Source organism: Solihabitans fulvus, assembly GCF_008386585.1.
Classification (GTDB): domain Bacteria; phylum Actinomycetota; class Actinomycetes; order Mycobacteriales; family Pseudonocardiaceae; genus Solihabitans; species Solihabitans fulvus.
This window is the reverse complement of the sequence record NZ_VUOB01000066.1, coordinates 1-26,155: the sequence shown is the minus strand read 5'-3', so window position 1 is coordinate 26,155 and position 26,155 is coordinate 1. Positions and strand designations below refer to the sequence as shown.

At 70.9% G+C, this 26,155-nt stretch carries 23 protein-coding genes and 1 pseudogene; 17 read left to right on the top strand and 7 right to left on the bottom strand.

The genetic code is table 11. The annotated features are described in order from the left end of the window. Positions 1-82 precede the first annotated feature (82 nt). Entirely contained in the window at positions 83-928 is an 846-nt protein-coding gene (locus F0L68_RS33210; RefSeq protein WP_149853841.1) for a MaoC/PaaZ C-terminal domain-containing protein, read from the top strand. Positions 929-937: 9 nt separating this feature from the next. Here F0L68_RS33210 and F0L68_RS33205 read toward each other — a convergent pair whose 3' ends face one another. Beyond that, positions 938-1,591 carry a GntR family transcriptional regulator gene (locus tag F0L68_RS33205; RefSeq protein ID WP_149853840.1) on the bottom strand — a complete coding sequence of 218 codons (654 nt, stop codon included), beginning with the start codon at positions 1,589-1,591 and terminating at the stop codon, positions 938-940. A 115-nt stretch (positions 1,592-1,706) separates the two neighbouring features. On the opposite strand from F0L68_RS33205, the gene F0L68_RS33200 reads away from it, so the two are divergent. From F0L68_RS33200 to F0L68_RS33160, 9 genes are all read left to right on the top strand, one after another. Further along, positions 1,707-2,663: an asparaginase gene (locus F0L68_RS33200; protein ID WP_149853839.1), complete on the top strand. Its 957-nt coding sequence runs from the start codon at positions 1,707-1,709 to the stop codon at positions 2,661-2,663. 76 nt (positions 2,664-2,739) lie between these two features. Beyond that, positions 2,740-3,102, top strand: coding sequence for a hypothetical protein (locus F0L68_RS33195; RefSeq protein ID WP_223199348.1), 363 nt, complete (start codon positions 2,740-2,742; stop codon positions 3,100-3,102). A gap of 72 nt (positions 3,103-3,174) precedes the next feature. After that, positions 3,175-3,603, top strand: coding sequence for a peptide-methionine (R)-S-oxide reductase MsrB (gene msrB / locus F0L68_RS33190; protein WP_149853838.1), 429 nt, complete (start codon positions 3,175-3,177; stop codon positions 3,601-3,603). Between the two features lie 209 nt (positions 3,604-3,812). Further along, entirely contained in the window at positions 3,813-4,781 is a 969-nt protein-coding gene (locus F0L68_RS42780; protein ID WP_188316957.1) for a TIGR04222 domain-containing membrane protein, read from the top strand. After that, on the top strand, positions 4,774-4,983 hold the full coding sequence (locus F0L68_RS33180) for a hypothetical protein (protein WP_149853837.1): 210 nt from the start codon (positions 4,774-4,776) through the stop codon (positions 4,981-4,983). The genes F0L68_RS42780 and F0L68_RS33180 overlap by 8 nt, the downstream gene beginning before the upstream one ends. Further along, complete coding sequence (locus F0L68_RS33175; RefSeq protein WP_149853836.1) at positions 4,980-5,792, top strand: MbnB/TglH/ChrH family RiPP precursor modification enzyme; 813 nt, start codon at positions 4,980-4,982, stop codon at positions 5,790-5,792. The genes F0L68_RS33180 and F0L68_RS33175 overlap by 4 nt, the downstream gene beginning before the upstream one ends. After that, a complete protein-coding gene (locus tag F0L68_RS33170; protein WP_149853835.1) occupies positions 5,789-6,142 on the top strand; it encodes an SCO6045 C-terminal-like domain-containing protein in 354 nt (117 codons plus the stop codon). The genes F0L68_RS33175 and F0L68_RS33170 overlap by 4 nt, the downstream gene beginning before the upstream one ends. A gap of 157 nt (positions 6,143-6,299) precedes the next feature. Beyond that, positions 6,300-9,683 carry a S8 family peptidase gene (locus tag F0L68_RS44640; protein WP_149853834.1) on the top strand — a complete coding sequence of 1,128 codons (3,384 nt, stop codon included), beginning with the start codon at positions 6,300-6,302 and terminating at the stop codon, positions 9,681-9,683. Positions 9,684-10,223: 540 nt separating this feature from the next. Then, a complete protein-coding gene (locus F0L68_RS33160; protein WP_188316956.1) occupies positions 10,224-13,526 on the top strand; it encodes a S8 family peptidase in 3,303 nt (1,100 codons plus the stop codon). 147 nt (positions 13,527-13,673) lie between these two features. Here F0L68_RS33160 and F0L68_RS33150 read toward each other — a convergent pair whose 3' ends face one another. After that, positions 13,674-15,026 carry a CoA transferase gene (locus F0L68_RS33150; protein WP_223199347.1) on the bottom strand — a complete coding sequence of 451 codons (1,353 nt, stop codon included), beginning with the start codon at positions 15,024-15,026 and terminating at the stop codon, positions 13,674-13,676. Positions 15,027-15,461: 435 nt separating this feature from the next. Then, positions 15,462-16,274: an alpha/beta fold hydrolase gene (locus F0L68_RS33145; protein WP_149853831.1), complete on the bottom strand. Its 813-nt coding sequence runs from the start codon at positions 16,272-16,274 to the stop codon at positions 15,462-15,464. A gap of 80 nt (positions 16,275-16,354) precedes the next feature. Here F0L68_RS33145 and F0L68_RS33140 point away from each other — a divergent pair, with 80 nt between their 5' ends. From F0L68_RS33140 to F0L68_RS33125, 4 genes are all read left to right on the top strand, one after another. Beyond that, positions 16,355-16,924, top strand: coding sequence for a PadR family transcriptional regulator (locus F0L68_RS33140; RefSeq protein ID WP_149853830.1), 570 nt, complete (start codon positions 16,355-16,357; stop codon positions 16,922-16,924). A gap of 293 nt (positions 16,925-17,217) precedes the next feature. Beyond that, on the top strand, positions 17,218-17,922 hold the full coding sequence (locus F0L68_RS33135; protein ID WP_149853829.1) for a hypothetical protein: 705 nt from the start codon (positions 17,218-17,220) through the stop codon (positions 17,920-17,922). After that, complete coding sequence (locus F0L68_RS33130; protein WP_149853828.1) at positions 17,919-18,674, top strand: DUF7134 domain-containing protein; 756 nt, start codon at positions 17,919-17,921, stop codon at positions 18,672-18,674. The genes F0L68_RS33135 and F0L68_RS33130 overlap by 4 nt, the downstream gene beginning before the upstream one ends. Next, positions 18,671-19,318: a response regulator transcription factor gene (locus tag F0L68_RS33125; RefSeq protein ID WP_149853827.1), complete on the top strand. Its 648-nt coding sequence runs from the start codon at positions 18,671-18,673 to the stop codon at positions 19,316-19,318. The genes F0L68_RS33130 and F0L68_RS33125 overlap by 4 nt, the downstream gene beginning before the upstream one ends. A gap of 14 nt (positions 19,319-19,332) precedes the next feature. On the opposite strand, the gene hemQ is transcribed toward F0L68_RS33125, so the two are convergent. From hemQ to hemE, 3 genes are all read right to left on the bottom strand, one after another. Then, positions 19,333-20,025 carry a hydrogen peroxide-dependent heme synthase gene (gene hemQ / locus F0L68_RS33120; protein WP_149853826.1) on the bottom strand — a complete coding sequence of 231 codons (693 nt, stop codon included), beginning with the start codon at positions 20,023-20,025 and terminating at the stop codon, positions 19,333-19,335. A gap of 17 nt (positions 20,026-20,042) precedes the next feature. Continuing rightward, positions 20,043-21,473: a protoporphyrinogen oxidase gene (gene hemG, locus F0L68_RS33115; protein ID WP_149853825.1), complete on the bottom strand. Its 1,431-nt coding sequence runs from the start codon at positions 21,471-21,473 to the stop codon at positions 20,043-20,045. A 106-nt stretch (positions 21,474-21,579) separates the two neighbouring features. Then, positions 21,580-22,665: a uroporphyrinogen decarboxylase gene (gene hemE, locus F0L68_RS33110; RefSeq protein WP_149853824.1), complete on the bottom strand. Its 1,086-nt coding sequence runs from the start codon at positions 22,663-22,665 to the stop codon at positions 21,580-21,582. A gap of 278 nt (positions 22,666-22,943) precedes the next feature. Here hemE and F0L68_RS33105 point away from each other — a divergent pair, with 278 nt between their 5' ends. Continuing rightward, complete coding sequence (locus tag F0L68_RS33105; protein WP_438672339.1) at positions 22,944-23,498, top strand: DUF3000 domain-containing protein; 555 nt, start codon at positions 22,944-22,946, stop codon at positions 23,496-23,498. A gap of 51 nt (positions 23,499-23,549) precedes the next feature. Here F0L68_RS33105 and F0L68_RS33100 read toward each other — a convergent pair whose 3' ends face one another. Beyond that, the gene (locus F0L68_RS33100; RefSeq protein ID WP_149853822.1) at positions 23,550-24,719 is read right to left on the bottom strand and encodes a dipeptidase; all 1,170 of its coding nucleotides are present in this window, start codon (positions 24,717-24,719) and stop codon (positions 23,550-23,552) included. Positions 24,720-24,972: 253 nt separating this feature from the next. Between F0L68_RS33100 and F0L68_RS33095 the strand changes: the two are divergent. Together F0L68_RS33095 and F0L68_RS33090 are read left to right on the top strand one after the other, a co-directional pair. Then, positions 24,973-25,146: pseudogene (locus F0L68_RS33095) on the top strand (response regulator); the annotation flags it as partial. A 158-nt stretch (positions 25,147-25,304) separates the two neighbouring features. Continuing rightward, positions 25,305-26,135, top strand: coding sequence for a transposase family protein (locus F0L68_RS33090; RefSeq protein ID WP_149853821.1), 831 nt, complete (start codon positions 25,305-25,307; stop codon positions 26,133-26,135). Positions 26,136-26,155 lie beyond the last annotated feature (20 nt).

The following is a 26,155-nucleotide window of genomic DNA, read 5'->3' as shown; positions in this document are numbered from 1 at the left end:
ATAAGCAACGACACACTACTAGGGCCGTGGATCCCTGACACCACAACCGAATCCGCCCGGCCCGACTCGACAAGGGGAGCGCATGGCGTTCGACCGCAGCATCGTTGGCGTGACCGACCCCGTCTGGACTCGTTCGTGGACCGCCGACGACGCGTTGTTGTACGCGCTCGCGGTCGGCGCAGGGCAACAGGATCCCGTGCGGGAGCTGGCCTTCACGGTCGAGGGCGCGGACCAGCAGGTGCTGCCCACCTTCGGCATCGTGCTGGCGCTGTTCGGCGGGCCGCAGCTCGGCCTGCGCGGGGTCGACTTGACCCAGGTGCTGCACGCCGAGCAGTCCCTGACGCTGCACCGCCCGCTGCCGGTGGCCGGCTCCGCGCAGGTGCGGCGGACCGTGACCGACGTCTTCGACAAGGGCACCGGCGCGCTCGTGGTGACCGACACCGAGGCGGTGGATCCGGACGGCGGCGAGCCGCTGTTCCGGACCCGCTCCTCGGTGTTCATCCGGGGCGAGGGCGGTTTCGGCGGCGACCGGGGCCCTGCCGAGACGTTCGCGCTGCCGGCCCGCAGCGCCGACGCGGTGTCGCGGTTCCGCACCGCGCCCAACCAGGCCCTGCTGTACCGGCTGACGGGCGACCGCAACCCGCTGCACGCGGATCCCGCGTTCGCCGCGCTCGGCGGCTTCGACCGCCCGATCCTGCACGGCCTGGCCACCTACGGCATCACCTGCCGGCTGCTGGTCAACGAGTTCTGCGACGGCGACGCGCGTCGCATGTCGCACATCGAGGGGCGGTTCACCCGCCCGGTGCTGCCCGGCGAGGAGCTGGTCGTCAGCGCGTGGCGGGACGGGGACGCCGTGCTGTTCCGCACCACCAACGGCGAGGGCGACGTGGTGCTCGACCGGGGCAGGTTCCGGGTGACCGGCGGCTGACGCGTCGGCTCACGACGGGGCGATCTCGCCGAGCAGCTGGTCGCGCACGCGGTCGAGGTGCCGGCGCATCACTGCCCCGGCCAGCGCCGCGTCGGCGGCGGCCACGGCGGCGATCAGCTCGTCGTGGTCGTCCATCGAGGCGAACTGGTGGGCTGAGTCCGTGTTCAGCCGGCTGCGCAGCAGGATGACGCGCTGCTGCACCAGCCGCACCTGCTCGGCGATCCGGGGGCTACGGGCGGCGTCCAGCAGGGCCTGATGGAAGGCCAGGTCTAGCCGGTGCGGGAAGCGGCGGCCCGCCTGGTAGTTGGCCCGCGACTCGGCGCTGACCTCGCGCAGCCTGGCCAGCTCGGCCCCGGTGCGCCGCTGCGCGGCCAGGCTGGCCGCGGCGCACTCCAGCGCGATGCGCAGCTCGAACAGCGCGCGCACCTCGTCCGCGTCCGCCTTGGGCACGTGGGCGCCCCTGTTGGGCACGAGCACCAGCAACCCTTCGCTGGCCAGGTGCCTGATGGCCTCGCGCAGCGGGCCTCGGCTGATGCCGAGCCGGGACGCCAGCTCGACCTCGTTGACCCGCTCCCCCGGCGGGATCTCGCCGGTCAGCACGAGTTCCCTGACGAGGTCGACGGTCTGCCCGGCCAGGCTCAGATGCAGCGGCTGCGCTGTCACGTGTGCCTCCTCACGGAGCTGACCCTAGACACCGTCGTCATCGCTCCTGTTCACTGGTGGTCGGATATTGTCAACTGTCGACAGTTATCAGTCAACGCACCCCCAGGAGGTCGCCATGCACCAGGTCGTCGCCGAAGTCTGGCGTGGCGAGTTCCTCGAGTCCGTGCACCACGGCTCCGTGATCGCCCTCGACGCCAACGGCGCGCCCGTCCTCGCCGTCGGCCAGCCGGAGCGGATCGCCTACCCGCGCTCCTCCAACAAGCCCATCCAGGCGCTGGCCATGCTGCGCAACGGCCTCGACCTCGACGGCGAACTCCTCGCCCTGGCCAGCGCGAGCCACTCCGGCGAGGACTTCCACATCGCAGGCGTGCGGCGGATCCTCGAGTCGGCCGGCCTGACCGTCGACGACCTCCAGTGCACCCCCGACCTGCCCATCGGCGAGCGGGCGCTGGCCGCGCACCTGGCCGCCGGGCTCGGCAAGGCCCCGGTCTACATGAACTGTTCCGGCAAGCACGCCGCGATGCTGGCCACCTGCGTCCGCAACGGCTGGCCGACCGCCAACTACCTCGACCCGACCCACCCCCTCCAGGTCGCCATGGTCGAGACGCTGGAGGACCTGGCAGGCGAGCCGGTCGGCGCGGTCGGCGTCGACGGCTGCGGCGCGCCGCTGTTCGGGATCAGCCTCACCGGCCTGGCCAGGGCGTTCGGCCGGCTGGCCAGCGCGCCCGCCGGCAGCCACGAGCGCAGGATCGCCGACGCCATGAGCAACCACCCCGAGTGGGTCGGCGGCACCGACCGCGACGTCACCTCGCTGATGCGCGGGCTGCCCGGCGCGGTCGCCAAGGACGGCGCGGAGGGCGTGTACGCGCTCGGGCTGCCCGACGGCTCGGCCGTCGCGCTCAAGATCGCCGACGGCTCCTCGCGCGCCAGGCCCGTGGTGATGGTGGCCGCGCTCCGCATGCTCGGCGTGAACGTCGCGCCGCTGGCCGACCTCGCCACCGTGCCGGTGCTCGGCCACGGCGAGCCGGTCGGCGCGGTGCGTCCCTCGGCCGCGGTCGTACCGGCGGCCTGATCCGGCCCCGGTCGTACCAGCAGGCTGGCCTCGGCTGCGGTCGTACCGGCGGGCTGACCTCGGCTACCGTTGGCGCATGGCCGGTACTGGCACCTTCGGACCTCGCGACGAGGAGCCACCGCGGCGCGGGCAGCCGGAGGACACCGAGCCGAGCGGGCCGCCCGGCCGGTTCGGCGAGGACCTGGTCGGCCTCGACCCGGACGACCCCGAGGCACTCGCGTTCGCCGAGCACCTCGACCGGATGGAACGCGAGCGGCCCGGCTACACCGTCGAGGGCTACCTGGACGGCGTCGAGGAGTTCGCCGCGTCGGCCAACCGGGCAGGCGGCCACCGCAGGCTGGTCGCCGTCCTGATCGTCGCGCTGATCCTGCTCGGCGTGCTGGTCACGCTCTGGTCGGCGCTCGGCGAGATGGCCTCGACCTTCTTCAGCTCCAGCTGAGCGCCGAGCGCGCCGCTGTGACGTAAGCGGTCCGCAAGGCGCGAAGGGCCGAACTCCTATTAGCGTGGAGGCATGGAACCTGTCGTCGGTGCAACTCCGAAGGTCGTGAAGTCGGACGACGAATGGCGGGAGGAACTGTCTCCGGCCGAGTACGCCGTGCTGCGCGAGGCTGGCACCGAGCGCCCGTGGGTCGGCGAGTACACCGACACCAAGACCGTCGGCGTGTACGAGTGCCGGGCCTGCGGCGCCGAACTGTTCCGCAGCGAGACCAAGTTCGACTCGCACTGCGGCTGGCCGTCCTTCTTCTCGCCGCTCGCCGGCGACCGGGTCATCCTCCGCGAGGACCGCAGCCTCGGCGGGGTGCGCACCGAGGTGCTCTGCGGGACCTGCCACAGCCATCTGGGCCACGTGTTCGAGGGCGAGGGCTACAACACCCCGACCGACCAGCGCTACTGCATCAACAGCATCTCGCTGCGCCTCACCCCGACCGACGCGGGCTGACCCGAGGACGCGGCACTCCCCCAATCGGCCCAGCCGGCCTCGATTTCCTTGGGGTTGAGCCAAAGGACCGAACCCTAAGAAACCCTAAGGCTTGCCCAAGACGTCTTGTCCGCCTGTGGTCCACGGCACACCATTGACTCGATCTTGGATGTGACCGGCGGAAGCTGGCCGCACAGGCCAGTCGATCCGGGAGGGTGCGAGGGGGCGAGATGACACAGTCATGGGGGATATCGGGACCGGACTTCCTCAGGATCTACTGGGTGGCGCTGGGGATCACCGTCGCGGTCGCGCTCGTCGTGCGGGCGCTCATGCGCGGCAGCGGGGGCAGCGACCCTCGGCGGCGACTCAACCTCGACGAGGTCGCGTACCTGGCGAACGGCCCGCGCAGGGTCATCGAGACGTCGGTGGCGCGGCTGCTGGAGTCGGGTGCGCTGCGCGCGTCCAGGAACGGAACGGTGCAGGTCACCGGGGCCACGTCGACCAATCCGGTGGACACGGCGGTGCTGGCGGACGCGCGCCGGCACAGCAAGCGGACCGTCAGCCTGATGCTGGAAGCGCTGGTCGGCAACCAGGCCGTCAAGTCGGTCAAGGATCGACTGGTCGCTCAGGGAATGCTGGTCGACAACGCGGTCGTCAGGCGGTGGGTGCGGGTCGGCGTCACCCCGCTCGTCGTGGTGCTGCTGGTCGGGATCGCGCGCTGGGTCAACGGCATCAGGGTGGGCGCCCCCGTCGGCTGGCTGGTGCTGCAACTGTTAGTCGCCCTCGTCCTGCTGTACCTGCTGACCCGCAGGCCGCAGCTGTACCGCACGTTCCGTGGGGCACGTGCGCTCGAAGCCGCTCGCACAGGCGAGCCTGACGGGGGTATGTCGACCGGCCCGGCCACGTCGCCGCTCGGTGGCGCGGTCGGGCCGGTCGCCCTCGGTGGGCTCGACGCGCATCCGGACCTGTTGCTACGCGCCGCATTGCGGCCGCCGCCCTCTGCGGTGGCCGGCAGGATCTGGGGCGGGGGTTCGGGGTCCGCGCGGAACGCGTCGTACGCAGCCGGCTCGGCCTTCATCGCCGGATCGTCCTGCGGCGGTGGTGGCGGCAGCAGTTGCGGCGGCAGCAGTTGCGGTGGCGGCGGTGGTGGTTGCGGCGGTGGCGGCGGATGCGGCGGCGGAGGTGGTTGCGGTGGATGAGTTCGAGTTCGGCGTGCCGGACGACCCGTGGCAGATCGCGCGTCCCCGGCACCGGCGGCCGTCCGGGGACACGCCGGAGGAGCTCGCCTGGCGCTCGCGGGCCGCACGGCTCGGCCGGAGCGCCATGTGGGTCGGCGCCGGGCTGTCCTTGGCGGCACTGGCCGTCAGCGACTGGTCCGCGGGCGACGGATTCTCCGGATGAGCCGGCCGCTCCGGCTGGGAGTCGGGATCGGCTGGCGTCCGGAGATCGATCTGACCGTCGAACGCCTGCCCGGCGTGGACTTCGTCGAGGTCGTCGCCGAGAACCTGCGCGCCGACCAGCTGCCGGAGTCCCTTCGGCTGCTGCGAGAACGCGGCGTCCCGGTGCTGCCGCACGGGGTGACCCTGTCGCTCGGCGGCGCCGAACCCGTTGATAGGCAGCGGGTCGCGCACCTCGCCTCGGTCGCGCAGGCGCTGGACGCCCCGCTGGTCAGCGATCACGTCTGCTTCGTGCGGGCGGGCGGGCTCGACTCCGGCCACCTGATGCCGGTCCCGCGCACCAGGGACGCGCTGGACGTGCTGGTGGCCAACGTGCGGGCTGCGCAGGCCGAGCTGCCGGTCCCGCTCGCGCTGGAGAACGTCGCCGCGCTGCTCGAATGGCCCGACAACGAGCTGACCGAGGGTCAGTTCCTCGCCTCACTGGTCGAACGCACCGACTGCCGGCTGCTGATCGACGTGGCGAACCTCTATGCCAACGCGCGCAACGTGCGCACCGACCCCGCCGAGTTCCTCGACGCGATCCCGTTGGAGCGACTGGCCTACGTGCACGTCGCCGGCGGCCACGAGCACGGCGGCGTCTACCACGACACGCACGCACACCCCGTGCTGCCCGAGGTGCTCGACCTGTTGCGGGAGCTGCGGTCCAGGGTCGAGCCGCCGGGCGTCCTGTTGGAACGGGACGACAACTACCCCACCGACACCGAACTGGCCGAGGAGCTGGCCGCGATCCGCGCAGTCCTGGCGGAACGGTGACTGAGCCGCAGCGCGACCGGCTGGCCGCGCGACAGGCCGAGCTGCTGCGCGCGCTGCTGGCCGGCGGGGAACCGCCGCAGGGCTTCGATCCCGCGCAGCTCCGCGTCGAGGCGAACGCGCTGTTGGCCAAACGCCGTTCGGTGGCGGCGATGCTGGCGCCCGAGGTGGCGGACGCCCTCGGCCAGCGCTTCCGCCCGTTGTTCGACGAGTACGCCGCCGCGCATCCCCGCGCGGTCGACAGCGGGGCGCGCGCGGATGCCGCCGCGTTCGCGGAGTGGACGATGGCCCGAGGCGAACTTCCCGCCCCGGCGGACAAATCCCGCCGCTGGTGGCAACTCCGCCGGTCCTGACGCCGTACGCGCCTGCGCGGGTACCTCCGGGAACCGGCACCGTACAGACTGCACTCGGACGCCATGACCGCGCCGACAACGCGCAACAGGACGTGTTGCGCACGCCCGAAACTGGCTACTTTGATCATCGCCAGCGGGCTTTCGGTTCGCGCTCACTTTGGTCACCCATCGCCACTTTTCGCCTGCTGGCAAGCATATCCACGACCGGAGGTGTCAGTTGCGTTCATGGGGAAATCCATCGAGACGCCTTGGAACGACGGCGATCGCCGCCGCACTTGCGGCAGGCACGGCGCTCGGCGCGACGCAGGCCGCGTCGGCAGCGCCGAATGCCCTCAGCGGCAACGAAAACTCGACAGCCACCAGCACAGAGCATTCAGTCACCTTGATCACCGGTGACCGCGTGCTGGTACGCGACGGCGCCACCTCGGCCACTGTGCAGGCCGGCAAGGGCAGGGAGGGCACCACTTTCTCGACCTTCCACACTCCCGGCCACCTGTACGTCGTCCCGGTCGACGCCATGGCACTGCTCGGCCGGGGCAAGCTGGACCGCGGTCTGTTCGACGTCACCGCGCTCGTCGACGCAGGCTACGACGACGCGAAGCGCGACTCCCTGCCGCTGATCGTCACGCACTCGGCAAACCAGCCGCTGGCCGCCAATACCCTCGGAGCCTCAATCACCAGGGACCTGCCGGCCGTGCACGGTTCGGCGATGGTGGCCGCGAAGTCCAACGCCGGCAGCGTGTGGCAGGCCCTCACGGGCCACGACCTCAGCGCGGGCATCGACAAGGTGTGGCTGGACGGCATGAACAAGCCCAGCCTTGACCGCAGCGTGCCGCAGATCGGCGCGCCGATCGCCTGGCAGGCCGGCTACACCGGTACTGGCGTCAAGGTCGCCGTGCTGGACACCGGCATCGACGCCACGCATCCGGACCTGGCCGGCAAGATCGCCGCCGAACAGAACTTCAGCCCCGAGACCGACACGCTGGACCACGTCGGCCACGGCACCCACGTCGCCTCCACCATCGCCGGCACCGGCGCCAAGTCCGGTGGCAGGTTCAAGGGCGTCGCGCCGGACGCGACCCTGTTGAACGGCAAGGTGTGCGCCACACACGGCTGCCCGACCTCGGCGATCATCGCCGGCATGCAATGGGCGGCCGACCAGGGCGCGACCATCGCGAACCTGAGCCTCGGCGGCAAAGACAGCGGCGCCGACGACCCGCTCAAGCAGGCCGTGAACACCCTGTCCGCGCAGCGCGGCATCCTGTTCGTCATCGCGGCCGGCAACAGCGGATCGGAGAGCGGCACGATCGAATCGCCCGGCAGCGCGGAGTCCGCGCTCACCGTCGGCGCGGTCGACCGCGACGAGAGCCTGGCCCGGTTCTCGAGCAGGGGCCCGCGCACCGGGGACGACGCGATCAAGCCCGACATCACCGCACCCGGTGTCGGCATCGTCGCGGCCAGGTCGTCCACGGGCACGATCGGCACACCGGCGGAAGACGGCTACGTCGCCCTCTCCGGTACCTCGATGGCCACTCCGCATGTTGCGGGCTCGGCCGCGCTGCTCGCCCAGCAACACCCCGACTGGAAGGGCACACAACTCAAGGCCGCACTCACCGCATCGGCCAAACCCAACACCACACTCAACGTCTTCCAGCAAGGCTCCGGCCGCGTCGACGTCGGCAAAGCCATCTCCGAAAACATCACCACCGAACCCACCAACCTCAGCCTCCCAACACAACCCTGGCCACACACCAACGACAAACCCGTGAGCAAGACCGTCACCTACCACAACACCGGCAAAACCGACACAACCCTGTCACTAGCAATCGACGGAACCGGCCCCGACGGCAAACCCGCCCCAGCTGGCCTGTTCAGCGTCAACACCGACAAGATCACCATCCCGGCCGGCGGCCAGACCCAGGTCACCGTCACCGCCAACACCAAGGCAGGCAACGTCGACGGCCCCTACTCCGGCACACTCATCGCCACCTCCGACACCTCGACGACCCGCACACCCGTCGCCATCACCCGCGAGGCGGAGACCTACACCCTGACCGTGCACTACACCGGTTTCGACGGCAAGCCGACCGCCACCGGCTACGGGGCGCTGTTCGCCATGCGAGACCTCAAGTTCACGTCGCTCTACGACCCGAGCGGCACGGTGTCCGTGCGGCTGCCCAAGGGTGACTACCTCCTCGACAACTTCGTGACTGGGGCGAACCGAACCGACCCCGTCGCCTCGCTGCCCGCGCCCGGCCTGAGCATCACCAAGGACACCACGATCGACGCCGACGCCAGACTGGCCAAGCAGATCAAGGTGACGCCACCCGACCCGACACTGACACTCTCCCTCGGCGAGATCGGTTACAGCCGAAAGTTCTCGCCGGTCCCCGGCCAGGATATCGGCGGCGGCGTGATCACCGGTGATCTGTCGAAGGTCTACACCGCACAGGTGGGTCCGGCGCTACCGGACGATCAGCTCGGCGCGGTCGTGAACACGCAGTGGTCGCAGGCGACGCCCACGCCAAGCCCCAGCTTCTATCGGCTGGCCTGGACGCGGCACGGCACGGCGTTCACCGGCATCGACAAGACGGTGACCATGGACCAGTTGGCCAAGGTGCACTATTCGTTCGGGCCCGCGCCTGCCGGCAGCCATGCGGCGAAGGACGCGAGTCCGGTCGTGCCCGGCGGCTTCACCGCCGCCGGGGCCGCGGTGTTCCCGGTCAGCATGCCCGGCACCGCGACCGAGTACGTCACCACGGAGGACGTGCAGTGGAACTCGGGCACGACCCAGATCAGCAACGGGTCGGCCGTCTTCCTGAACGAGCAGCCGAAGAGCTACCAGGCCGGCCGGACCTATCACGAGCGCCTGAACTACGGGGTGTTCGGCCCGACGCTGCCCACGTTGACGGACATCCACCGGTACCTGGGCGTAAGCCGCGTCGCCGACACGATCGCCGTCGACACGCCGCTGTTCGGCGACTCCTCGGGTGCCGGCGGTGACTCGTCGACGGACACGGCCAGCACCGCGCTGTTCCATGGTGACACGAAGATCGGCGAGAGCACGCAGCCGGGCTCCGGCAGGTTCGCGGTGCCGGCGGAGGCCGGGGACTACCGGCTCACGACGGAGGCGACGCGCAGCGGCGTGTCCGACGTGAGCACCCGGGTGAGTGCCACGTGGACGTTCTCCTCGAGCCACGTGGACGGCGCCGTGCCCACGCAGCTGCCGATCTCGGTGGTGCGCTTCGATCCCGAACTGGACGACAACAACGCGGCCCACGCCGGCCAGCTCGAACGCGTGCCGCTGAGCGTGCGGCGCCAGCCGGGCGCTCCGCAGGCCTCGACGCGCCAGCTCTCCCTGGAGGTGTCCTACGACGACGGCACGAACTGGGTGCCCGCGCCGGTCCTCGGCGACGTCGCCCTGGTCTGGCACCCCTTCGACGCGAACTTCGTGTCGTTGCGCGCCAAGGCAACCAGCTCAGACGGCAGCACCGTCGAGGAAACGGTGATCCGAGCCTACAAACTCACCAAGAGCTCCTAACACGACGGCGTTCGACTGGGAGTGGCGTCCAGGTGGCGCGTCGCAAGGCGGAGGAGCCCCTCATGGCGGAGCCATGCGGGGCGACGACAACGCAGCGAGGCGTCAGCTGGGCGTCACTCCGTCGGACAGTCATTGTGTTAGGAGCTCTAGGTAGCAGCCGACCCGGTGTGCCCCCGGTACCTGCCGGGGGCACACCGCTATCCAGGGATGCCGCCGAATCCCACAGCGAACGTCCTACCTCGCCAGGAAAACCCGCTCCCGAGGCAACCTCACCATGCCCCGAGGACTTCGTGCACGCGCGCGTACCGCACCGGTCCGACGCAGTCCAGCCCGCAATCGGCCGTCAGAAACTGACGAACAACACTCAACAGGACGTGTCGGTCAATCCTCAACCTGGCTACTTTCACAATGGCCAGGGGGTATTCGTCTCACGCTCAATTGATCATCCGTCGTCGTCCGCCTGCTGGCAAGGAGATCCACGACCGGAGGTATCAGTTGCATTCCAGGGGAAGTGTGCACAGACGCATCGGAACAAGCGCGATGGCCGCGGTGCTGGCATTCGGCACCGCACTCGGCATGACCCACGCCGCGTCCGCGGCGCCGAATGTCGCCACCAGCAAGGAAAACCAGGCCACCGGCTCCGGCCAGGAGCGCGCGGTCACGCTGATCACCGGTGACCGCGTGCTGGTGCGGGACGGCGCGACCGCCGGCACCGTGCAGCCCGGCCACGGCAGGGAGAACGTCGGCTTCTCGACCTTTCACGTGCCCGGCCACCTGTACGTCATTCCGCGCGACGCCATGGCACTGCTCGCGCAGGATCGGCTGGACCGCAGGCTGTTCGACGTCACCACACTCATCGACGCCGGCTACGACGACGCCCAGCGCGACTCGCTGCCGCTGATCGTCACGCATTCGGCGGCCCAGCCACTGGCCGCCAACACCCTGGGGGCCTCGGTCACCAGGGACCTGCCCAGCGTCCGTGGTTCGGCGGTGCTCGACGCGAAGTCCGGCACGGCCGGCCTGTGGCAGGCGCTCACCGCTCGCGGCGTGGCCTCGGGCGTCGACAAGGTGTGGCTGGACGGCAAGCGCGCGCCGAGCCTGGACCGCAGTGTGCCGCAGATCGGCGCGCCGATCGCCTGGCAGGCCGGCTACACCGGCACCGGCGTCAAGGTCGCCGTGCTGGACACCGGCATCGACGCCACGCATCCCGACCTGGCCGGCAAGATCGCCGCGGAGAAGAACTTCAGCCCGGAGGCCGACACGCTCGACCACGTCGGCCACGGCACTCACGTCGCCTCCACCATCGCCGGCACCGGCGCCAAGTCCGGCGGCAAGTTCAAGGGCGTCGCGCCCGATGCCACGCTGCTTAACGGAAAGGTGTGCGCCCTCAACGGTTGCCCGGAGTCCTCGATCCTCGCCGGCATGCAGTGGGCGGCGGACCAGGGCGCGGCCGTGGCGAACCTCAGCCTCGGCGGCACCGACAGCGGCGGTGACGACCCGCTCAAGCAGGCCGTGAACACCCTGTCCGCGCAGCACGGCATCCTGTTCGTCATCGCGGCCGGCAACGCGGGCCCCAGCGACGGTTCCATCAGCTCGCCGGCCAGCGCGGAGGCGGCGCTCGCAGTCGGCGCGATCGACCGGGACGAGAGCCTCGCGTTCTTCTCCAGCCGAGGCCCGCGCACCGGGGACGACGCGATCAAGCCCGACATCACCGCACCCGGCGTCGGCATCGTGGCCGCGAAGTCCACAACGGGCGTCATCGGCACGCCGGCCGTCGACGGCTACGTCGCCCTCTCCGGCACGTCCATGGCCACCCCGCACGTAGCCGGCTCGGCCGCGCTGCTCGCCCAGCAACACCCCGACTGGAAGGGCACACAACTCAAGGCCGCACTCACCGCATCGGCCAAACCCAACACCACACTCAACGTCTTCCAGCAAGGCTCCGGCCGCGTCGACGTCGGCAAAGCCATCTCCGAAAACATCACCACCGAACCCACCAACCTCAGCCTGCCAACACAACCCTGGCCACACACCAACGACAAACCCGTGAGCAAAACCATCACCTACCACAACACCGGCAAGACCGACACAACCCTGTCGCTCGCCATCGACGGAACCGGCCCCGACGGCAAACCCATCCCGGCAGGCCTGTTCAGCCTCAGCACCACCACCGTCACCATCCCGGCCGGCGGCCAGACCCAGGTCACCGTCACCGCCAACACCAAGGCAGGCAACGTCGACGGCCCCTACTCCGGCACGCTCGTCGCCACCTCCGGCACCACAACGACCCGCACCCCGGTCGGCATCACCCGCGAGGTGGAGAGCTACACGCTGACCGTGCGCTACACCGACGTGGCGGGCGCGCCGGCCACGCAGGCCTCCAGCCTGCTGATCGGCCTGGACAACTTCAAGTTCATCCCGCTGTCCCCGCAGAACGGCACGGCGACCGTGCGGGTGCCCAAGGGCGCCTACCTCCTGGACAGCCTCGTCGGTGGCACGTCGCCGACCGGCCTGCCGACCTTCGCCTGGCTGCCCGCGCCGGGGCTGAACCTCTCCAAGGACACCGCGATCGACGCCGACGCCAGGCTGGCCAAGCCGATCAGGGTGACGCCACCCGACCCGACGCCAAGGCTCGCCCTTGGCGAGGTCGGCTTCAACCTCAAAACGGCGACCGGTGGGTTCGGCAGCAGCTTCGTGACCTTCGGCGACGGCCTGTCCCGGTTGTCCACCGCGCACATCGGACCGGCGCTGCCGGCCGACCGGTTGAGTTCCCACGTCAACACGCAGTGGACCGCGACGGACGGGAGTCCGACCTTCTACCGGCTGGCCTGGGCGCAGCCGAGCAGGGTGTTCACCGGTATCGACAAGACGGTGACCAAGGACCAACTGGCCGAGGTGCACTACGCGTTCGGGCCGGCCCCGACCGGCCGGACGGGCCTCAAGGGCGCCGCACCCGTCAGCTCCGGCGGGGGCGGGGGCTGGAGCGCGCTGTTCCCGGTCGGCCTGCCGGGCACGGCGACCGAGTACCTCACCACCGACGGCGTGCAGTGGGGTGCGGATCTGTTGCAACTCAACGGAAACACCCTCGAGGCGCAGGAGATCGCCGACCCGGGCAACTACCACGCCGGTCGGACCTACCGCGAACGGCTGCACTACGCGGTGTTCAGCCCGGTGCTGCCGGCGCCGCCGATCCCGCAGCTGTGGGTGACCCGCAACGGCGACACGATCAACGTGGACCTCCCGCTCGTCGGCGACTCCTCGGGCGCGTCGCTTGGTCTGTCGACGGTGACGGGCAGCACGACGTTGTTCCTCGGCGACAAGAAGATCGGCGAGTCCGGTCACCCGGGGCAAGGCAAGTTCACCGTGCCGGCCGAACCGGGCTCGTACCGGCTCACCGTCCAGGGGACGCCGGGCGCGGCACTGGAACTCAGCACGCAGGTCACCACGACGTGGACGTTCGACTCCAGCCACGTGGCGGGCACCGACTACGCGAGGCTGCCGATCTCGGTGGTCCGCTTCAATCCCAAGCTGGACGACAACAACGCGGCCCGCGCCGGACGACTCGCGCTCGTGCCGCTGAGCGTGCAGCGCCAGCAGGGCGCACCGCAGGCCTCGACGCGCCACCTGTCGCTCGAAGTGTCCTACGACGACGGCGACAACTGGTTCCCGGCACCGGTCATCGGCGACGTGGCCCTGGTCTGGCACCCCTTCGACGCGCAGTTCGTGTCGTTGCGCGCCAAGGCAACCAGCTCAGACGGCACCGCCGTCGAGGAGACAGTGATCCGAGCCTACAAACTCACCAAGCAGGAGCTCACCAAGCAGGAGCCGCTGACCAACCAGTAGCCGCGCTGGTGCGCCCTCGGCCCACGCCGAGGGCGCACCACCGGCCCACACCACCAGCCCCGCCACCACCAGCCCCGCCACCACCGGCCCCGCCACCACCTGGCCGACCTCCACCAGACCCACACCATCCGCCCGCCACCGCTGAACTCACCACCACTGGGGTTCGTCACCGCCAGGCAACCGAGGACCGTGCGCCCAATACCCCGACGCCGGGGCCCGCACATGCGTCAACCGACCGAACGCGCTGTCCGTCTCGACCAGCAGGTCGGCAAAATCCTCAACCCCCTCCGCCCGCTCCCCCTCGTCCTCGGTGCGCCCGAGGCTGTCCAGCCAGAGCGCGGTGCGGGCCAGCGAGACGCGCACCTCCCAGGAGCCGCCTGCCGACGCGCGGCGGGTCAGCGCGGTGATCGCGCCAAAGGCGGCCAACCAGCCGGTCCCGTGGTCCAGGGTCTGGGCCGGCAGCTGCCTCGGGGCGGCTTCCCCGGTGTCGGCGATGCCGGACACCATCTGCACGAGGCTGTCGAAGCCGCGCCGCCCGGCCAGCGGGCCGGCCTGGCCGTAGGCGGACAGGTTCACCGACACGATGCCGGGGCGCAGCTCGGCCAGCTGTGCTGGCCCGAAACCCAGTGCTGCCAACGCTCCCGGTCGATAGGACTGCACGAACACGTCCGCCTCGGCGATCAGCCCGCGCAGCACCAACCGGTCCCGCTCGGTGCGCAGGTCGAGGTGGCAGGATCGCTTGCCGAAACCGGTGTCGATCACCAACGGACCGACCGTCGGCAGATGCGCGGCCCCGACGTGCAGGACGTCCGCGCCGAAGGCGGCGAGGGTCCGCCCGCACACCGGCCCGGCGATGACATGCGTCAGGTCGAGCACCCGCACCCCGGCAAGCGGCCGATCCGCCCGCGCCAAGGGACGCGCTGGAGCGGGGCCGAGCCGTCGGAGGTCCGCCAGCGGCAGCCGCCCGATCGCGAGCGCCTGCGGGTGGCGAAGCCAGTCCGCACGGCGGCGCAGGGCACCCGCGGCGCCGCCAGCCGCCAGCACTGCGGCCTCGACGTCCTCCGCGGTTCGCCGGGAGACCGCCTCGGCGACGGCGTCCCGACTGTCGGCCACCGCCAACGCGGCGAGCACCGCGTCCCGGTGATGCGGGTAGTTGCAGTGCAGCCGAACCCAGCCATCGGCGGCCCGATAGTTGCCGCTCAGCGCCGCCCACAGGTCGCGGGGCGGCGCGCCGTCCACCCGCAGGCAGCGTTCGGTGTGGAAGGCCGCGGCCGCCTCACGCACCGACAGCCGCACGGGGTCGGGGGCACCGCCCCGCGCACGCAGCAGGCGAGCCGCGGCCGTCGCGGTGGCAGCCACGGCGGCGGCCGCGAGGACGCCAACGCGATAGCGGCTGGGCAGGACGGGGTCGTCGCCGTCGATGACCACTCCGGCCCTGTCAAGGGGTGTGCCCGTGGTGTCGTGCCAGAGCTCCCGCAGCGCTGCGGTCGGAGTGATCACGACCCGAGCGTAGGTGCCCAGCCGGCCGCCGAACCCCATCGCGTGACGAACGGCTCCAGCTCACCAACAACCCCAGCCACACGCACGACGTCACCGTCCGGGCCACATGAGGCGGAGCGCGCCCATCCTCAGACAACTGCGCCCCCGCACACCAACCGACAGTCGGTATGTCACCGTCCGCCCCGCGTCCGGGTCACCGACCGACAGTCGGTATGCCGCTTCTACCCTTCACCCAGTTCATCGACCGACAGTCGGTATGCCATTTCCACCGGTTCACCCAACTCGCCGACCGACGGTCGGTACGTCACGATCGACCTCTTGCGCCCGATTCATGGACCGACAGTCGGTATGTCACCGGTTCAGCCTCAGCCCAGTCGATTGGCCGAGCCAGCCCGACCGACAGTCGGTATGCAATCCCCCGTCCGCCACGGCCCGTCAGGCGACCGACGACACCTGCCGCGCGACAAACGGCTCCACCGCGGCCCTCCACCCTCCCGGGTTGTCGAAGTGCAGCGTGTGCCCGGCCCCAGCCACACACGCGAACTCGCCGACCGACAGTCGGTCTGCCATGTCCCGCTGCGCCTGCGTGGACTCCGTCGACAGCTCGCCAGCAACCATCAGCGCCGGACAACGCACCGCATCCAGCTCGGCAAAGTGGTCGCGGCCGTCCCAGCCGGCCTGCAAGGCGAGCATGTGCTCGAACTCGAACATCGGCCGGTAGCCGTCCGCGCCCTCCGCCATCACCTCGGTGAAGTAGTCGCCCTGCCCCGCATGCCCGCCACCGAAATACGCCCGGACGTCGGCCAGGCTCGGAAACGGCAGGGGCCAGTCGGCGAACCACGCTCGCCACTTGTCCTGCCTGAGCGACGCGGTCGCGTCCATGTCGGCGATCACCAGCGCCCGCACCAGCTCGGGATGGTCCGCGGCGAGCTGCCAGCCGGTCAGGCCGCCCATCGAGTGGCCGATCACCACCGCCGGGCCGAGCGCGAGCTGGTCGATCACCGCGGCCACGTCGGCCACTCGCGCGGCGCGGTCGTACGGCCCGGCCGGCTTGTCGCTGTGACCATGACCGCGCTGGTCGATCGCGACAACCCGACCGTGCCCGGTCAGCCAGCCCGCCGTCTCGGCCCACGTGGTCGCCCGACCCATCAGGCCGTGCAGCAGCAGGATCGCCGACCCGTCCCCGCCGAAGTCGACGCCGGACAGCCGCACGCCGCCGAACCCGTCGAACATGACTCTCTCGACCATCGCTACCTCGAATCGTTGTACCTCGTGTCGAGGTAGGATAGTACGAACGTACCCCGTCGGACGCAAGGGAGAATGCGGCCGTGCTCGAACTAGCGATCCTCGGTTTCCTCAGCGAGCAACCGATGCACGGATACGAGCTCCGCACCAGGATCAGCCAGCTCACCGGCCACGTCCGGCCCGTGAGCGACGGCGCGCTCTACCCCGCCATCAAGCGCATGGAAAAGGCCGAACTGCTGACCAGGCAACAGGAGCAGGGCGTCTCCGCCGCACCGCGCCAGGTGCTCGCGCTGACCGACGCCGGACGCGCGGAACTGGCCAGGCGGCTACGCCATCCCGACCAGACCGACATCACCGACCGCAACCGCTTCTTCGCGGTGCTCGCGTTCCTGCACCGGCTCCCCGAGCGCGCCGACCAGGCCGCCGTGCTGCGGCGCCGGTTGGACTTCCTCGACCAGCCCGCGAGCTTCTTCTACCGGGGCGACAAGCCGGTTCGCGCCGCCGAGGCCGACACGATCTTCCGCCGCGGCATGCTGGAAATGGCCAGGGCCACCAAAAAGGCGGAGCGCGACTGGCTGCGCTCCACCCTCGCCGACCTCGAACCCGAACCCGACGCCGTCACCGAAACCGAGACTGAGGCCGAAGGTCCCTGAGAGGTCGCACAGCTCGGGAAACCACCGCAGCGGCAACGCTGTCACGACCTCCCGACCGACGCGCTACCACGGAATCCGGCCGTTGTCAGTCCCTCGCGGGTCGCCCGTGGCGGTCCCGCCGGTCAGACGCGCGGCAGCGGTGGGTGGCGAGACGGTGAAGCCATGAACGGTTTCGTCACTCGCGGCCTGTGCGCCGCGGCAGGGATCGGCGCGCTGGCCGCCCGGCTCATCGCCCCACTTCCCCGGCCCAGGACTACGCAGCCCATTACGGATACGCGGCCCCGGTCTGGTTGGTGCCGCTCGGCGCGGCACTCGGCCTGATCGCCATGTCGCTGCACCGAGCAACGGTGTACGGGGTCGCGGCGGTGCTGCTGTTGTGGGCCTCCGGCGGCCTGGTGCTGGACGGCTTCCGCTTGTTCTTCCTCACGACCGGCATTCCGGCGGGCGATTTCGCGATCGTGGACGGCCGGGGCGCGGTATCCAGGTTGTGTGGGGCGCTGGGCCTGGTCGCGGTCGCCATCGCCTACATCCGCAACGGCCGGACTGCGGCTCAGGTCCGGCGGCCGCTGGTGATCGCCGGGCTGGTGCTCGGGGCGATCTACCCGCTGGCGAAGTTCTACTGGTCGGCGGGCGGGACGCTGCTCATGCCGGAGCACTACACCGAGGGTTTCCCTGCGGCGGAAACGGTCATGCTCATCGGCGCGAGCACGTTGGTCCTGCTGTTGGCGAAGGACGGTGGCCGGCACCGCCTGATCCGGATCGGGCTGATCACAACGGGGACGGTGGTGACGCTGGTACTCCTCAACCAGGGGCTGCTCCCGCTGTTCGGCCTGCTCAACCACGCGATGGGCGCACCCCGATTCGCCGCGATGGACGTGTCGACCGACGCGTGGATCGTCGATTTCTCGCTGTACACCGTTTGGGCACTGCTCGGGCTGGTGATCGGCCGTCTCGTCCTCGGTTACCGGGATCGGGTCCGGGTTAGAGTCGCCCGATGAGATCGGATGGGCTCCTCGCGATCCTGCTTGGGCTCGTGCTCGGCATCCCGTCCGTCGTGATCGCGTCGCTGTCCACCCTGCCGACCACCGCCTTGTTTCTGCTGGCCGGGGCCGCGATCGCCCATGTCGCGCTGGGGTGGCGCCGCGCCCGGCCGGTCGTCTCGGCGGCGGTCGCGAACGGGCTGGTGTTCGCGATGGCGCTGGCCGTGCCGTGGTTCGTGCTGCTGCCGTCCTGTCTGGTCGCGCCGATCGCGATCCACGCATGCACAGCCAACGCCAGGGTCCGGCCCGCGCTGGTTCTGGCGGTGTCGGTCGCCAGCTGCCTGGTCATCGGGGGCCGTTACCTCCTGTGGCCGACCGGCCAGACCCCGGCCGCCGCCGCGCTGTTGACCGCCCTGCTGGTCGCGGTCGTGGTGACCGCGTGGAGCCTCGGGTTGCTCAGGCGCACCCAGCTCGCTCAGGTCGAACTCCTGCAGGGGCAGGCGCGCGAGGCCGAACGTGCCAGGATCGCCAGGGACGTCCACGATGTCGTCGCCCATTCCCTCGCGGTGATCGTGGGACTGGCGTGGGCGGACGGAGTTCTCACGGTGTCCATCCGCGACAGCGGGCCGTCCGGTCCGCCCCCGGCACCGGGTGGCAACGGGATCGCCGGGATGCGCGATCGGCTGGCGATCCTTGGCGGAACACTGGAAGCCGGGCCGCTGGACACCGGCGGATTCCGGGTGGTGGCGACGGTGCGGGAGCCGGCATGATCCGAGTTTTCCTTGTCGACGACCAGGAGCTCGTGCGCACCGGCTGCGCGATGGTCGTCGACGCCCAGCCGGACATGGAGGTCGTCGGCGAAGCCGGGGACGGGGCCGAGGCGCTGAGCCGGTTGAGCGCGCGGCACGCCCACGTCGTCGTCATGGACGTGCGCATGCCGCGAATGGACGGCGTCGAGGCGACTCGGCGCTTCGTCGAACGCGATCCGGCGGGTCCGCGCATCCTCGTGCTGACCACGTTCGACCTGGACGAGTACGCCTTTGCCGCGTTGGCCGCCGGGGCGAGCGGATTCATCCTCAAGGACGCCCCGGCCGAGGACATGCTGCGCGCGATCCGGACGGTGCACGCGGGCGATTCCGTTGTGGCGCCATCGACAACGCGCCGGCTCATCGACCACGTCTCCGGAACCCTGCGGACGCGCGAGAGCCCGGACGGCCTGACCGAACGCGAGCGCGAGGTGTGGCGGATGGTCGCGACGGGAGACAGCAACGCCGACATCGCGACCGCGCTGCACCTGTCCGAGGGCACGGTGAAGACGCATGTCGGGCGGCTGCTCGCCAAGCTGGGCGCACGAGACCACGTGCACGCCGTGATCCGGGCGTATGAAACGGGATTCGTTCGCCCGGGATCCTAGGAACTCAGGAACTCCTAGGGCAGGTTGGTCACCAGCTCTGCCGCCGGCACCCTCGTGCCGGTGTAGAACGGGATCTCCTCGCGCACGTGCAGGCGTGCCTCGGTGCCGCGCAGGTGGCGCATCAGGTCGACGATGCGGTGCAGTTCGTCCGCCTCGAACGCCAGGATCCACTCGTAGTCGCCGAGCGCGAACGACGCCACGGTGTTGGCCCGCACGTCCGGGTAGTCGCGCGCCTCCTTGCCGTGGTCCGCGAGCATCTTCCTGCGGTCCTCGTCCGGCAGCAGGTACCACTCGTAGGACCGCACGAACGGGTACACGCAGATGAACTTGCGGGCCTCCTCACCGGCGAGGAACGCCGGGATGTGGCTCTTGTTGAACTCCGCGGGGCGGTGCAGCGCGACGTTGCTCCACACGGGCACGGACGCGCGGCCGAGGGTGGTGCGCCGGAACCCCGAGTAGGCGGCCTGCACCTGCTCGATCTCCTCGGCGTGCCACCAGATCATATAGTCCGCGTCGGCACGCAGCCCGGCGAGGTCGTACACACCCCGCACGATGACACCCTTGCCTGCCAGGGCATCCAGGTACTCCTGCGCCTCGGTGGCCGCCGGACCCCTGTTCTCGGGCAGCCGGCCGGCCTCGACGCGGAACACCGACCACATGGTGTAGCGGATGGTGTCGTTCAACTCGGCATAGTTCAGGCGGGACATGGCTCCATGGTCCCACCTCAGCGCGGCAGGCGTCCCAGGAGGTGGGCGGCGACACGGGCCGCGGCGGCGTCCGCCGTGGCGATGCAGGCCGGCAGACCGACCCCGTGCAGCGACGCGCCGGCCACCGCGAGCCCCGGCGCCTCGGCCACGGCGCGCTCGATCCCGTCCACCAGATCCAGGTGGCCGACCCCGTACTGCGGCAGCCCGCCGCCCCAGCGGGTGACCAGGGTGTCCACCGGTGTCGCGGTCACGCCGGTCAGCTCGGCGAGGTCCGCGCGCACCGCCTGCACCAGCTCCTCGTCGCTCCGCTGCAACAGCACCGCCTCGCCTTGCCGGCCGACCGAACCACGCACCAGCACGTGTCCCTGCCCACCGAGGTGTCCCCACTTGCGACTGGAGAAGGTGAATGCCTTCGCCGTGAACAGCGTGCCGTCCGCGCGCCGCTCCCCCTCGGCCAACAGCACGCCGGAGGACGCTGGCAGTTCCACGTCCGGCGGCAGCGCGAGCGCCACCACGGCCATGGACGCGACCTCCACCCGCGCGAACCGCTCGGCCGCGGCCGGCACGACACCGTCCAGCAGTCTGCGCGCCGACGGCGCCGGCACGGCCAGCACGACGGCGTCCACGTCGAGGATCTCGGGGTGCGGCGCCGGCCCGATCTCCAGCCGCCAGCCGTGCTCGAGTCGGTGCAGGGCGCGAACGGGCAGGCCGAGCCGCAGTTCCGGCGCGGCCACCTCGGCGAGCCGGTCGGTCAGCCCGCCGAGGCCGTCACGCAGCGTGCCGAACACGGGCGGCCTCGGCGTGTGCGACTGCGGCGGGGCCGGCATGACGGTCGCCGCGGCGGTCACCAGCGAGCCCGCGCCGGCGTCCAGGGCGTTGGCCAGCGCCGGCATGGTGGCGCGCAGCCCGAGGTCGTCGGCCCGGCCCGCGTAGACGCCGCCGAGCAGCGGGCCGACGAGCCGGTCGGGCACCTCGGGCCCGAATCGTTCGCGCAGCAGCGCGCCCACGGAGACGTCCGCGCCGTCGAGGCGGACCGGCGGCAGATCGGGTTCGGCGGCGACCCTGGCGAGCGCGTCTGTGGACAGCACCCCGCGCACGGCCTCGGCCGACGCCGGCACGCCCATCAGGGTGTGTCCGGGAATTGGGTTGGTGTGCCCGCCCGCCCGAACCGTGCCGCCGACGCCGGCCGGATGCGTCAACTGGTCGGCCAGGCCCAGCTCGGTGATCAGCTCGGTCGCCTCGGGCCTGCGGTGCAGGAACGCCTCGGCGCCGACGTCGTAGCGGTGGCCGGCGAGTTCGGTCGTGCGCAGCTTGCCGCCGACCCGGTCGGACTGCTCGAAGACCGTGATGACGGCCTGACCGCCGAGCAGGCGGCGCAACCGGTGCGCGGCGGCCAGCCCGGAGATCCCGCCGCCGACGACCGCGACGTGCGCAGGCCGGCTGTTCACGCCGACACCGCGCAGCCGCCTCGCCCGCAGCCGAACGCGTCCCCGACAAGGATCACGGCGATCCCGCCGCCGATGTCCGCGACACGCACCGGCCTCGTCCGCATCGCTATTCCGCTCCGGGCTGGAGGCCGTGCACCAGCTCGGTGACCCTGGTGATGACGTCCGGATCGGTGTCCGGCAGCACGCCGTGGCCGAGGTTGAAGATGTGTCCCCCGGCGGCGCGGCCCTCGGCGACGATCCGGTTGACCTCCCGTTCGAGCGCGGGGCCCTCGGCGAACAGCAGCGCTGGGTCCAGGTTGCCCTGCACGACCGGGGCCGGACCGTCCGGCACGGCCTGCCGCAGCCGCCGCACGGCGGTGTCCAGCGGGATCCGCCAGTCGACGCCGACGACGTCGGCCCCGGCCTGCCGCATCGCGCCGAGCAGCTCGCCGGTGCCGACACCGAAGTGGATCCTCGGCACGCCGGCGTCGGCCAGCCCGGTCAGCACGCGCGTCGAGTGCGGCAGCACGAACTCGCGGTAGTCGCGCTCGGAGAGGGCGCCGGACCAGGAGTCGAACAGCTGCACCGCGTCGACGCCCGCCTCGATCTGCACGCGCAGGAAGCCGAGCGCCACGTCGGAGAGCCGGCCGAGCAGCGCGTGCCAGGTCTCCGGGTCCGAGTGCATCAGGGCCTTGGTGCGCTCGTGGTTGCGGCTCGGGCCGCCCTCGATGAGGTAGGAGGCGAGCGTGAACGGCGCCCCGGCGAAGCCGATCAGGGGCGTGTCGCCGAGTTCGCCGAGCAGCAGGCCGATCGCCTCGGCCACCGGCGCGACCTGGGTCGGTTCCAGCTCGGGCAGCGCGGCGACGTCCCGCGCGCTGCGCACCGGGCTGGCCACGACGGGGCCGGTGCCCGGCACGATGTCCAGGTCGACGCCCGCGGCCTTGAGCGGCACGACGATGTCGCTGAACAGGATCGCGGCGTCCACCTTGTGCCTGCGGACGGGCTGCGCGGTGATCTCGCAGACCAGCTCGGGAGTCATGCAGGCGTCCAGCATCGCGACGCCCTCACGCACCCTGCGGTACTCGGGGAGGGACCGGCCGGCCTGGCGCATGAACCACACCGGGATCCGGGACGGTGTGCCGCCGTGCGCGGCGACCAGCAATGGGGCTTCGGGAAGGTCCCGGCGTGCCGAGACCGGTGCGGTATTGGTCATCTTGTCGGTAATAATCCCACGGGCCGCACAACCTGGAACGCGCGGAGGGGGTGGGGTTCGCCTCAACCCCTTGGCATCGACGGGCCGGCCGCCGGGCCTCGACGGCTCGGCGCTCGGGCGCGACAAGGCGGGCGGCGGGGTCGGCCAAGGCCGGCAACGACCCTCGTCTCCGGAGTGCCCGAAACGTCCCGGTGTCCCGGCCCAAGTTCGCGGGTTCGATCGGCGCGCCGCCCGCCTCGGCGGCCCCGCGCAGGCATACAGTCCCTGTCGTGACCGGGATGTCGGGAGAGCCCGAACTGTTCCGGCGGGCGGTGGCGGCGCTCAAAGCGGTACAACCCAGGCCAGAAGTCGAGTTCGGCGAGGTTCGCCCGCCGCAGCGACTGGCGCCCTGGTCGTTCGCGTACAGCGCTGAGGTCAACGGTCCTGCTGGGGAACTGTCCACCGGCCGGCTCGTGCTGTTGCACGATCCGGAGGGGGCCGAGGCGTGGGACGGGGTGTTGCGGCTGGTCGCGTACGTGCGGGTGGAACTGGACCCAGAGCTGGCCAGCGATCCGCTGTTGCCGGAGGTCGGCTGGTCGTGGCTGACCGAGGCGCTGGAGACCACCGGCGCGAACTTCACGGCGCTCGGCGGCACTGTCACGCAGACCTCGTCGGCCCGCTTCGGCGACATCGCGGGGCCGGCCCGCACCGACGACCTCGAACTGCGGGCGTCGTGGACGGCGTTGGACCCGGAGCTGACCTCGCACGGCACGGCCTTCTGCGACCTGATGACCAGCGCGGTCGGCCTGCCCCCGGTCGGCGTCACCATCTTCAGCCAGCGCCCGGCCACCTGAGCAGCGTCCCGAAGGACGCCTTCGTGACACCGAAGGCGTCCTTCGTGGCACCTACCAGGTCGAGACATCCTCGGCTGCCCTGAGCACGCGCAGGGTGTTGCGGCCGGCGAGCTTGGCCAGGTCGTCCTCGCTCCAGCCCCGGTCGATCAGCTCGGCGAACAGGTCCGGGTAGTGCGACACGTCCTCGAGGCCGGCCGGCAGCGCCGGCACGCCGTCGTAGTCGCCGCCGAGGCCGATGTGGTCAATGCCGGCGACCTCGCGGGCGTGTTCGACGTGCGCGACCACGTCGGCGATGGTCACCTCGGGCCGAGGGCCGCCGCCCTGCCAGGTGGCCTCGAACTTCGTCCGCGCGTCGAGGTCCCAGTGGTCCTGCCCGGCCGCGTCCATGGCGCTGTGCAGCTCGTCGTCCCAGGCCGCGTAGGCGGGCGAGACGAAGCGGGGCACGAAGGTCACCATGCAGACGCCGCCGTTGGCCGCAAGCTGCGAGAGGACGTCGTCCGGCACGTTGCGGGGGTTGTCGGCGACGGCCCGGCAGGACGAGTGGCTGAACACCACGGGGGCCTCGGTGACGGCGAGGGCGTCCTTCATGGTGCTCTCGGCGACGTGCGAGAGGTCGACGAGCATGCCGATCCGGTTCATCTCCCTGACGACCTCGCGGCCGAAGTCGGTCAGCCCGCCGGCGACCGGCTCGTCGGTGGCCGAGTCGGCCCACGGGGTGTTCTGGTTGTGCGTCAGGGTCAGGTAGTTGACGCCGAGCCTGCGCAGCGCGCGCAGCACCCCGAGCGACTCGTCGATGCAGTGCCCGCCCTCGGCGCCGAGCAGCGAGGCGATCCGCCCCGACGCGAACGCGGCCTCCGCCTCGTCGGCGGTGTTCGCCATGGTCAGGTGGTCGGGGTAGCGGGCCGCGAGCGCGTGCACCAGCTCGATCTGTTCCAGGACGGCGGTCACCGCGGGTGCGCCGGCCAGCTGGCACGGCACCCACACGGACCAGAACTGGAGGCCGACCCCGCCTCGGCGCAGCCGGACCAGGTCGGTGTGCAGGCGGGGCTGCTCGACGGTCAGGTCGACGGTGGCTGAATCGGTCCACAGCGCGGCCGCCGGATTGCCGCCGTCGTCCACGAACAGTTGACGCAACGCCCACGGCAGATCGTTGTGTCCGTCCACAAGTTGGACCCGGTCAAGAAGACTCCGCGCCGTGTCCTGCGCAGACGTGCTCGCCACCGCAACTCCTTCATGTCGTTGTGAACAGCTCTCGCGTTACGCCCCCCATCGAGTTGTCCTCCGATCGTGCGACAGGAGTGCCCAACAGTCACAACTCGATGGGTATAGATACCCGATTGATCGTCCCGAAGACCCGCTTGGGCGGCTACGCTGCCCACGACGACACCACTTTCGGTCGATCAGTGGCGCGGCTGATTGGTCGAAAGTCCCGGTGCCGGTCGGGGGGCACGACCGACTCCAGGGAGGTAGTGACGTGGCTGCCGTCGGCTTAGGTCAGGCCGTTCGTACCACGCCAGCCGGCTCGTTGCCGGCAAACATGGTCCCGCACCCGCGGGAAGAGTTGTTCTCGGTGCTGGTGGTCGACGACCACCCACTGTTGAGGGAGGCGATAGCAGCTCGGCTCACCCAGATGGGAGCCGGGACAGTGAGGTGATCTCACCAGGATTCTGGCGTTGAACACCGAACGAGTGCGGGCGAGCTGCAAGGAGAGACGGACAGGAGACGGGCCGAGCCCCGCGAACATGGCCGGGGAGCCCCTGGTAAGACTGGATTTGCGAAGATCAAGTCCGAACCAGAAGGCTCCCCGTGATCACGTATCGTGCCAGACTCGATGTGCCCCGCGAACTGGCCCAGCACCTCGGCCGGCTGCTGCGGGCCGAACGCCGCCGACGCGGCACCCGCACAGACACCAGGGCACTGACCTGCTTCTGGCAGGCGGTGCTGGGCCTGCGCTGGTTCCGTCAACACGCCGACGTCACCGCCCTCGCCCGCGATCACGGCATTTCCCGCGCCACTGGCTACCGCTACCTCGACGAAGTGATCACGGTCCTCGCCCAGCAAGCCCCGGACCTGCACGACGCCCTCCGGCGAGCCAAGGACGAGGGCGCGAGCCACGTGATCCTGGACGGCAAGGTCTTCTCCTGCGACCGCTACGGCGAGAAGACCACCAGCGTGAAAGGCGAGCCCATCGACCTGTGGTACTCCGGGAAAGCCCATGAGCACGGCGGCAATATCCAGGCGTTGTCAGCGCCGAACGGCTTCCCGCTATGGGTCTCGGATGTCGAGCCCGGCTCGGTCCACGACCTGACCGCGGCCCGGGAACACGTGCTCGGCGCGCTCTACTGGGCCGCCTCGCAACTCGGTCTGCCCACGCTGGCCGATGGCGGCTACGACGGCGCCGGGATCGGCGTGCACACCCCGGTCAAGCAGCCCGCCGGCGACCAGGTGCTCGACGTGGACAACCGCACCTACAACGCGCTACTACGCGGCCTGCGGTGCCTGGGCGAACGTGGGTTCGCTGTGCTCACCGGACGGTGGCGCGCCCTGCGACACATCACCGCCAGCCCACGCAAGACCGGCGACATCGTCAAAGCAGCACTGGTGCTGACCCATTTCGAACATGGTCGGCTGACCTGAAAGTCGTTGAGATCACGTCA

Bases quoted from the DNA above. Each gene is read 5' to 3' on its own strand.
- F0L68_RS33125 (WP_149853827.1), top strand. From the start codon at position 18,671: ATGATCCGAGTTTTCCTTGTCGACGACCAGGAGCTCGTGCGCACCGGC.
- hemQ (WP_149853826.1), bottom strand. From the start codon at position 20,025: ATGTCCCGCCTGAACTATGCCGAGTTGAACGACACCATCCGCTACACC.
- F0L68_RS33145 (WP_149853831.1), bottom strand. From the start codon at position 16,274: ATGGTCGAGAGAGTCATGTTCGACGGGTTCGGCGGCGTGCGGCTGTCC.
- F0L68_RS42780 (WP_188316957.1), top strand. From the start codon at position 3,813: ATGACACAGTCATGGGGGATATCGGGACCGGACTTCCTCAGGATCTAC.
- F0L68_RS33130 (WP_149853828.1), top strand. From the start codon at position 17,919: ATGAGATCGGATGGGCTCCTCGCGATCCTGCTTGGGCTCGTGCTCGGC.
- F0L68_RS33200 (WP_149853839.1), top strand. From the start codon at position 1,707: ATGCACCAGGTCGTCGCCGAAGTCTGGCGTGGCGAGTTCCTCGAGTCC.
- F0L68_RS33175 (WP_149853836.1), top strand. From the start codon at position 4,980: ATGAGCCGGCCGCTCCGGCTGGGAGTCGGGATCGGCTGGCGTCCGGAG.
- F0L68_RS33160 (WP_188316956.1), top strand. From the start codon at position 10,224: ATGGCCGCGGTGCTGGCATTCGGCACCGCACTCGGCATGACCCACGCC.
- F0L68_RS33195 (WP_223199348.1), top strand. From the start codon at position 2,740: ATGGCCGGTACTGGCACCTTCGGACCTCGCGACGAGGAGCCACCGCGG.
- F0L68_RS33105 (WP_438672339.1), top strand. From the start codon at position 22,944: ATGTCGGGAGAGCCCGAACTGTTCCGGCGGGCGGTGGCGGCGCTCAAA.
- msrB (WP_149853838.1), top strand. From the start codon at position 3,175: ATGGAACCTGTCGTCGGTGCAACTCCGAAGGTCGTGAAGTCGGACGAC.
- F0L68_RS33210 (WP_149853841.1), top strand. From the start codon at position 83: ATGGCGTTCGACCGCAGCATCGTTGGCGTGACCGACCCCGTCTGGACT.
- hemE (WP_149853824.1), bottom strand. From the start codon at position 22,665: ATGACCAATACCGCACCGGTCTCGGCACGCCGGGACCTTCCCGAAGCC.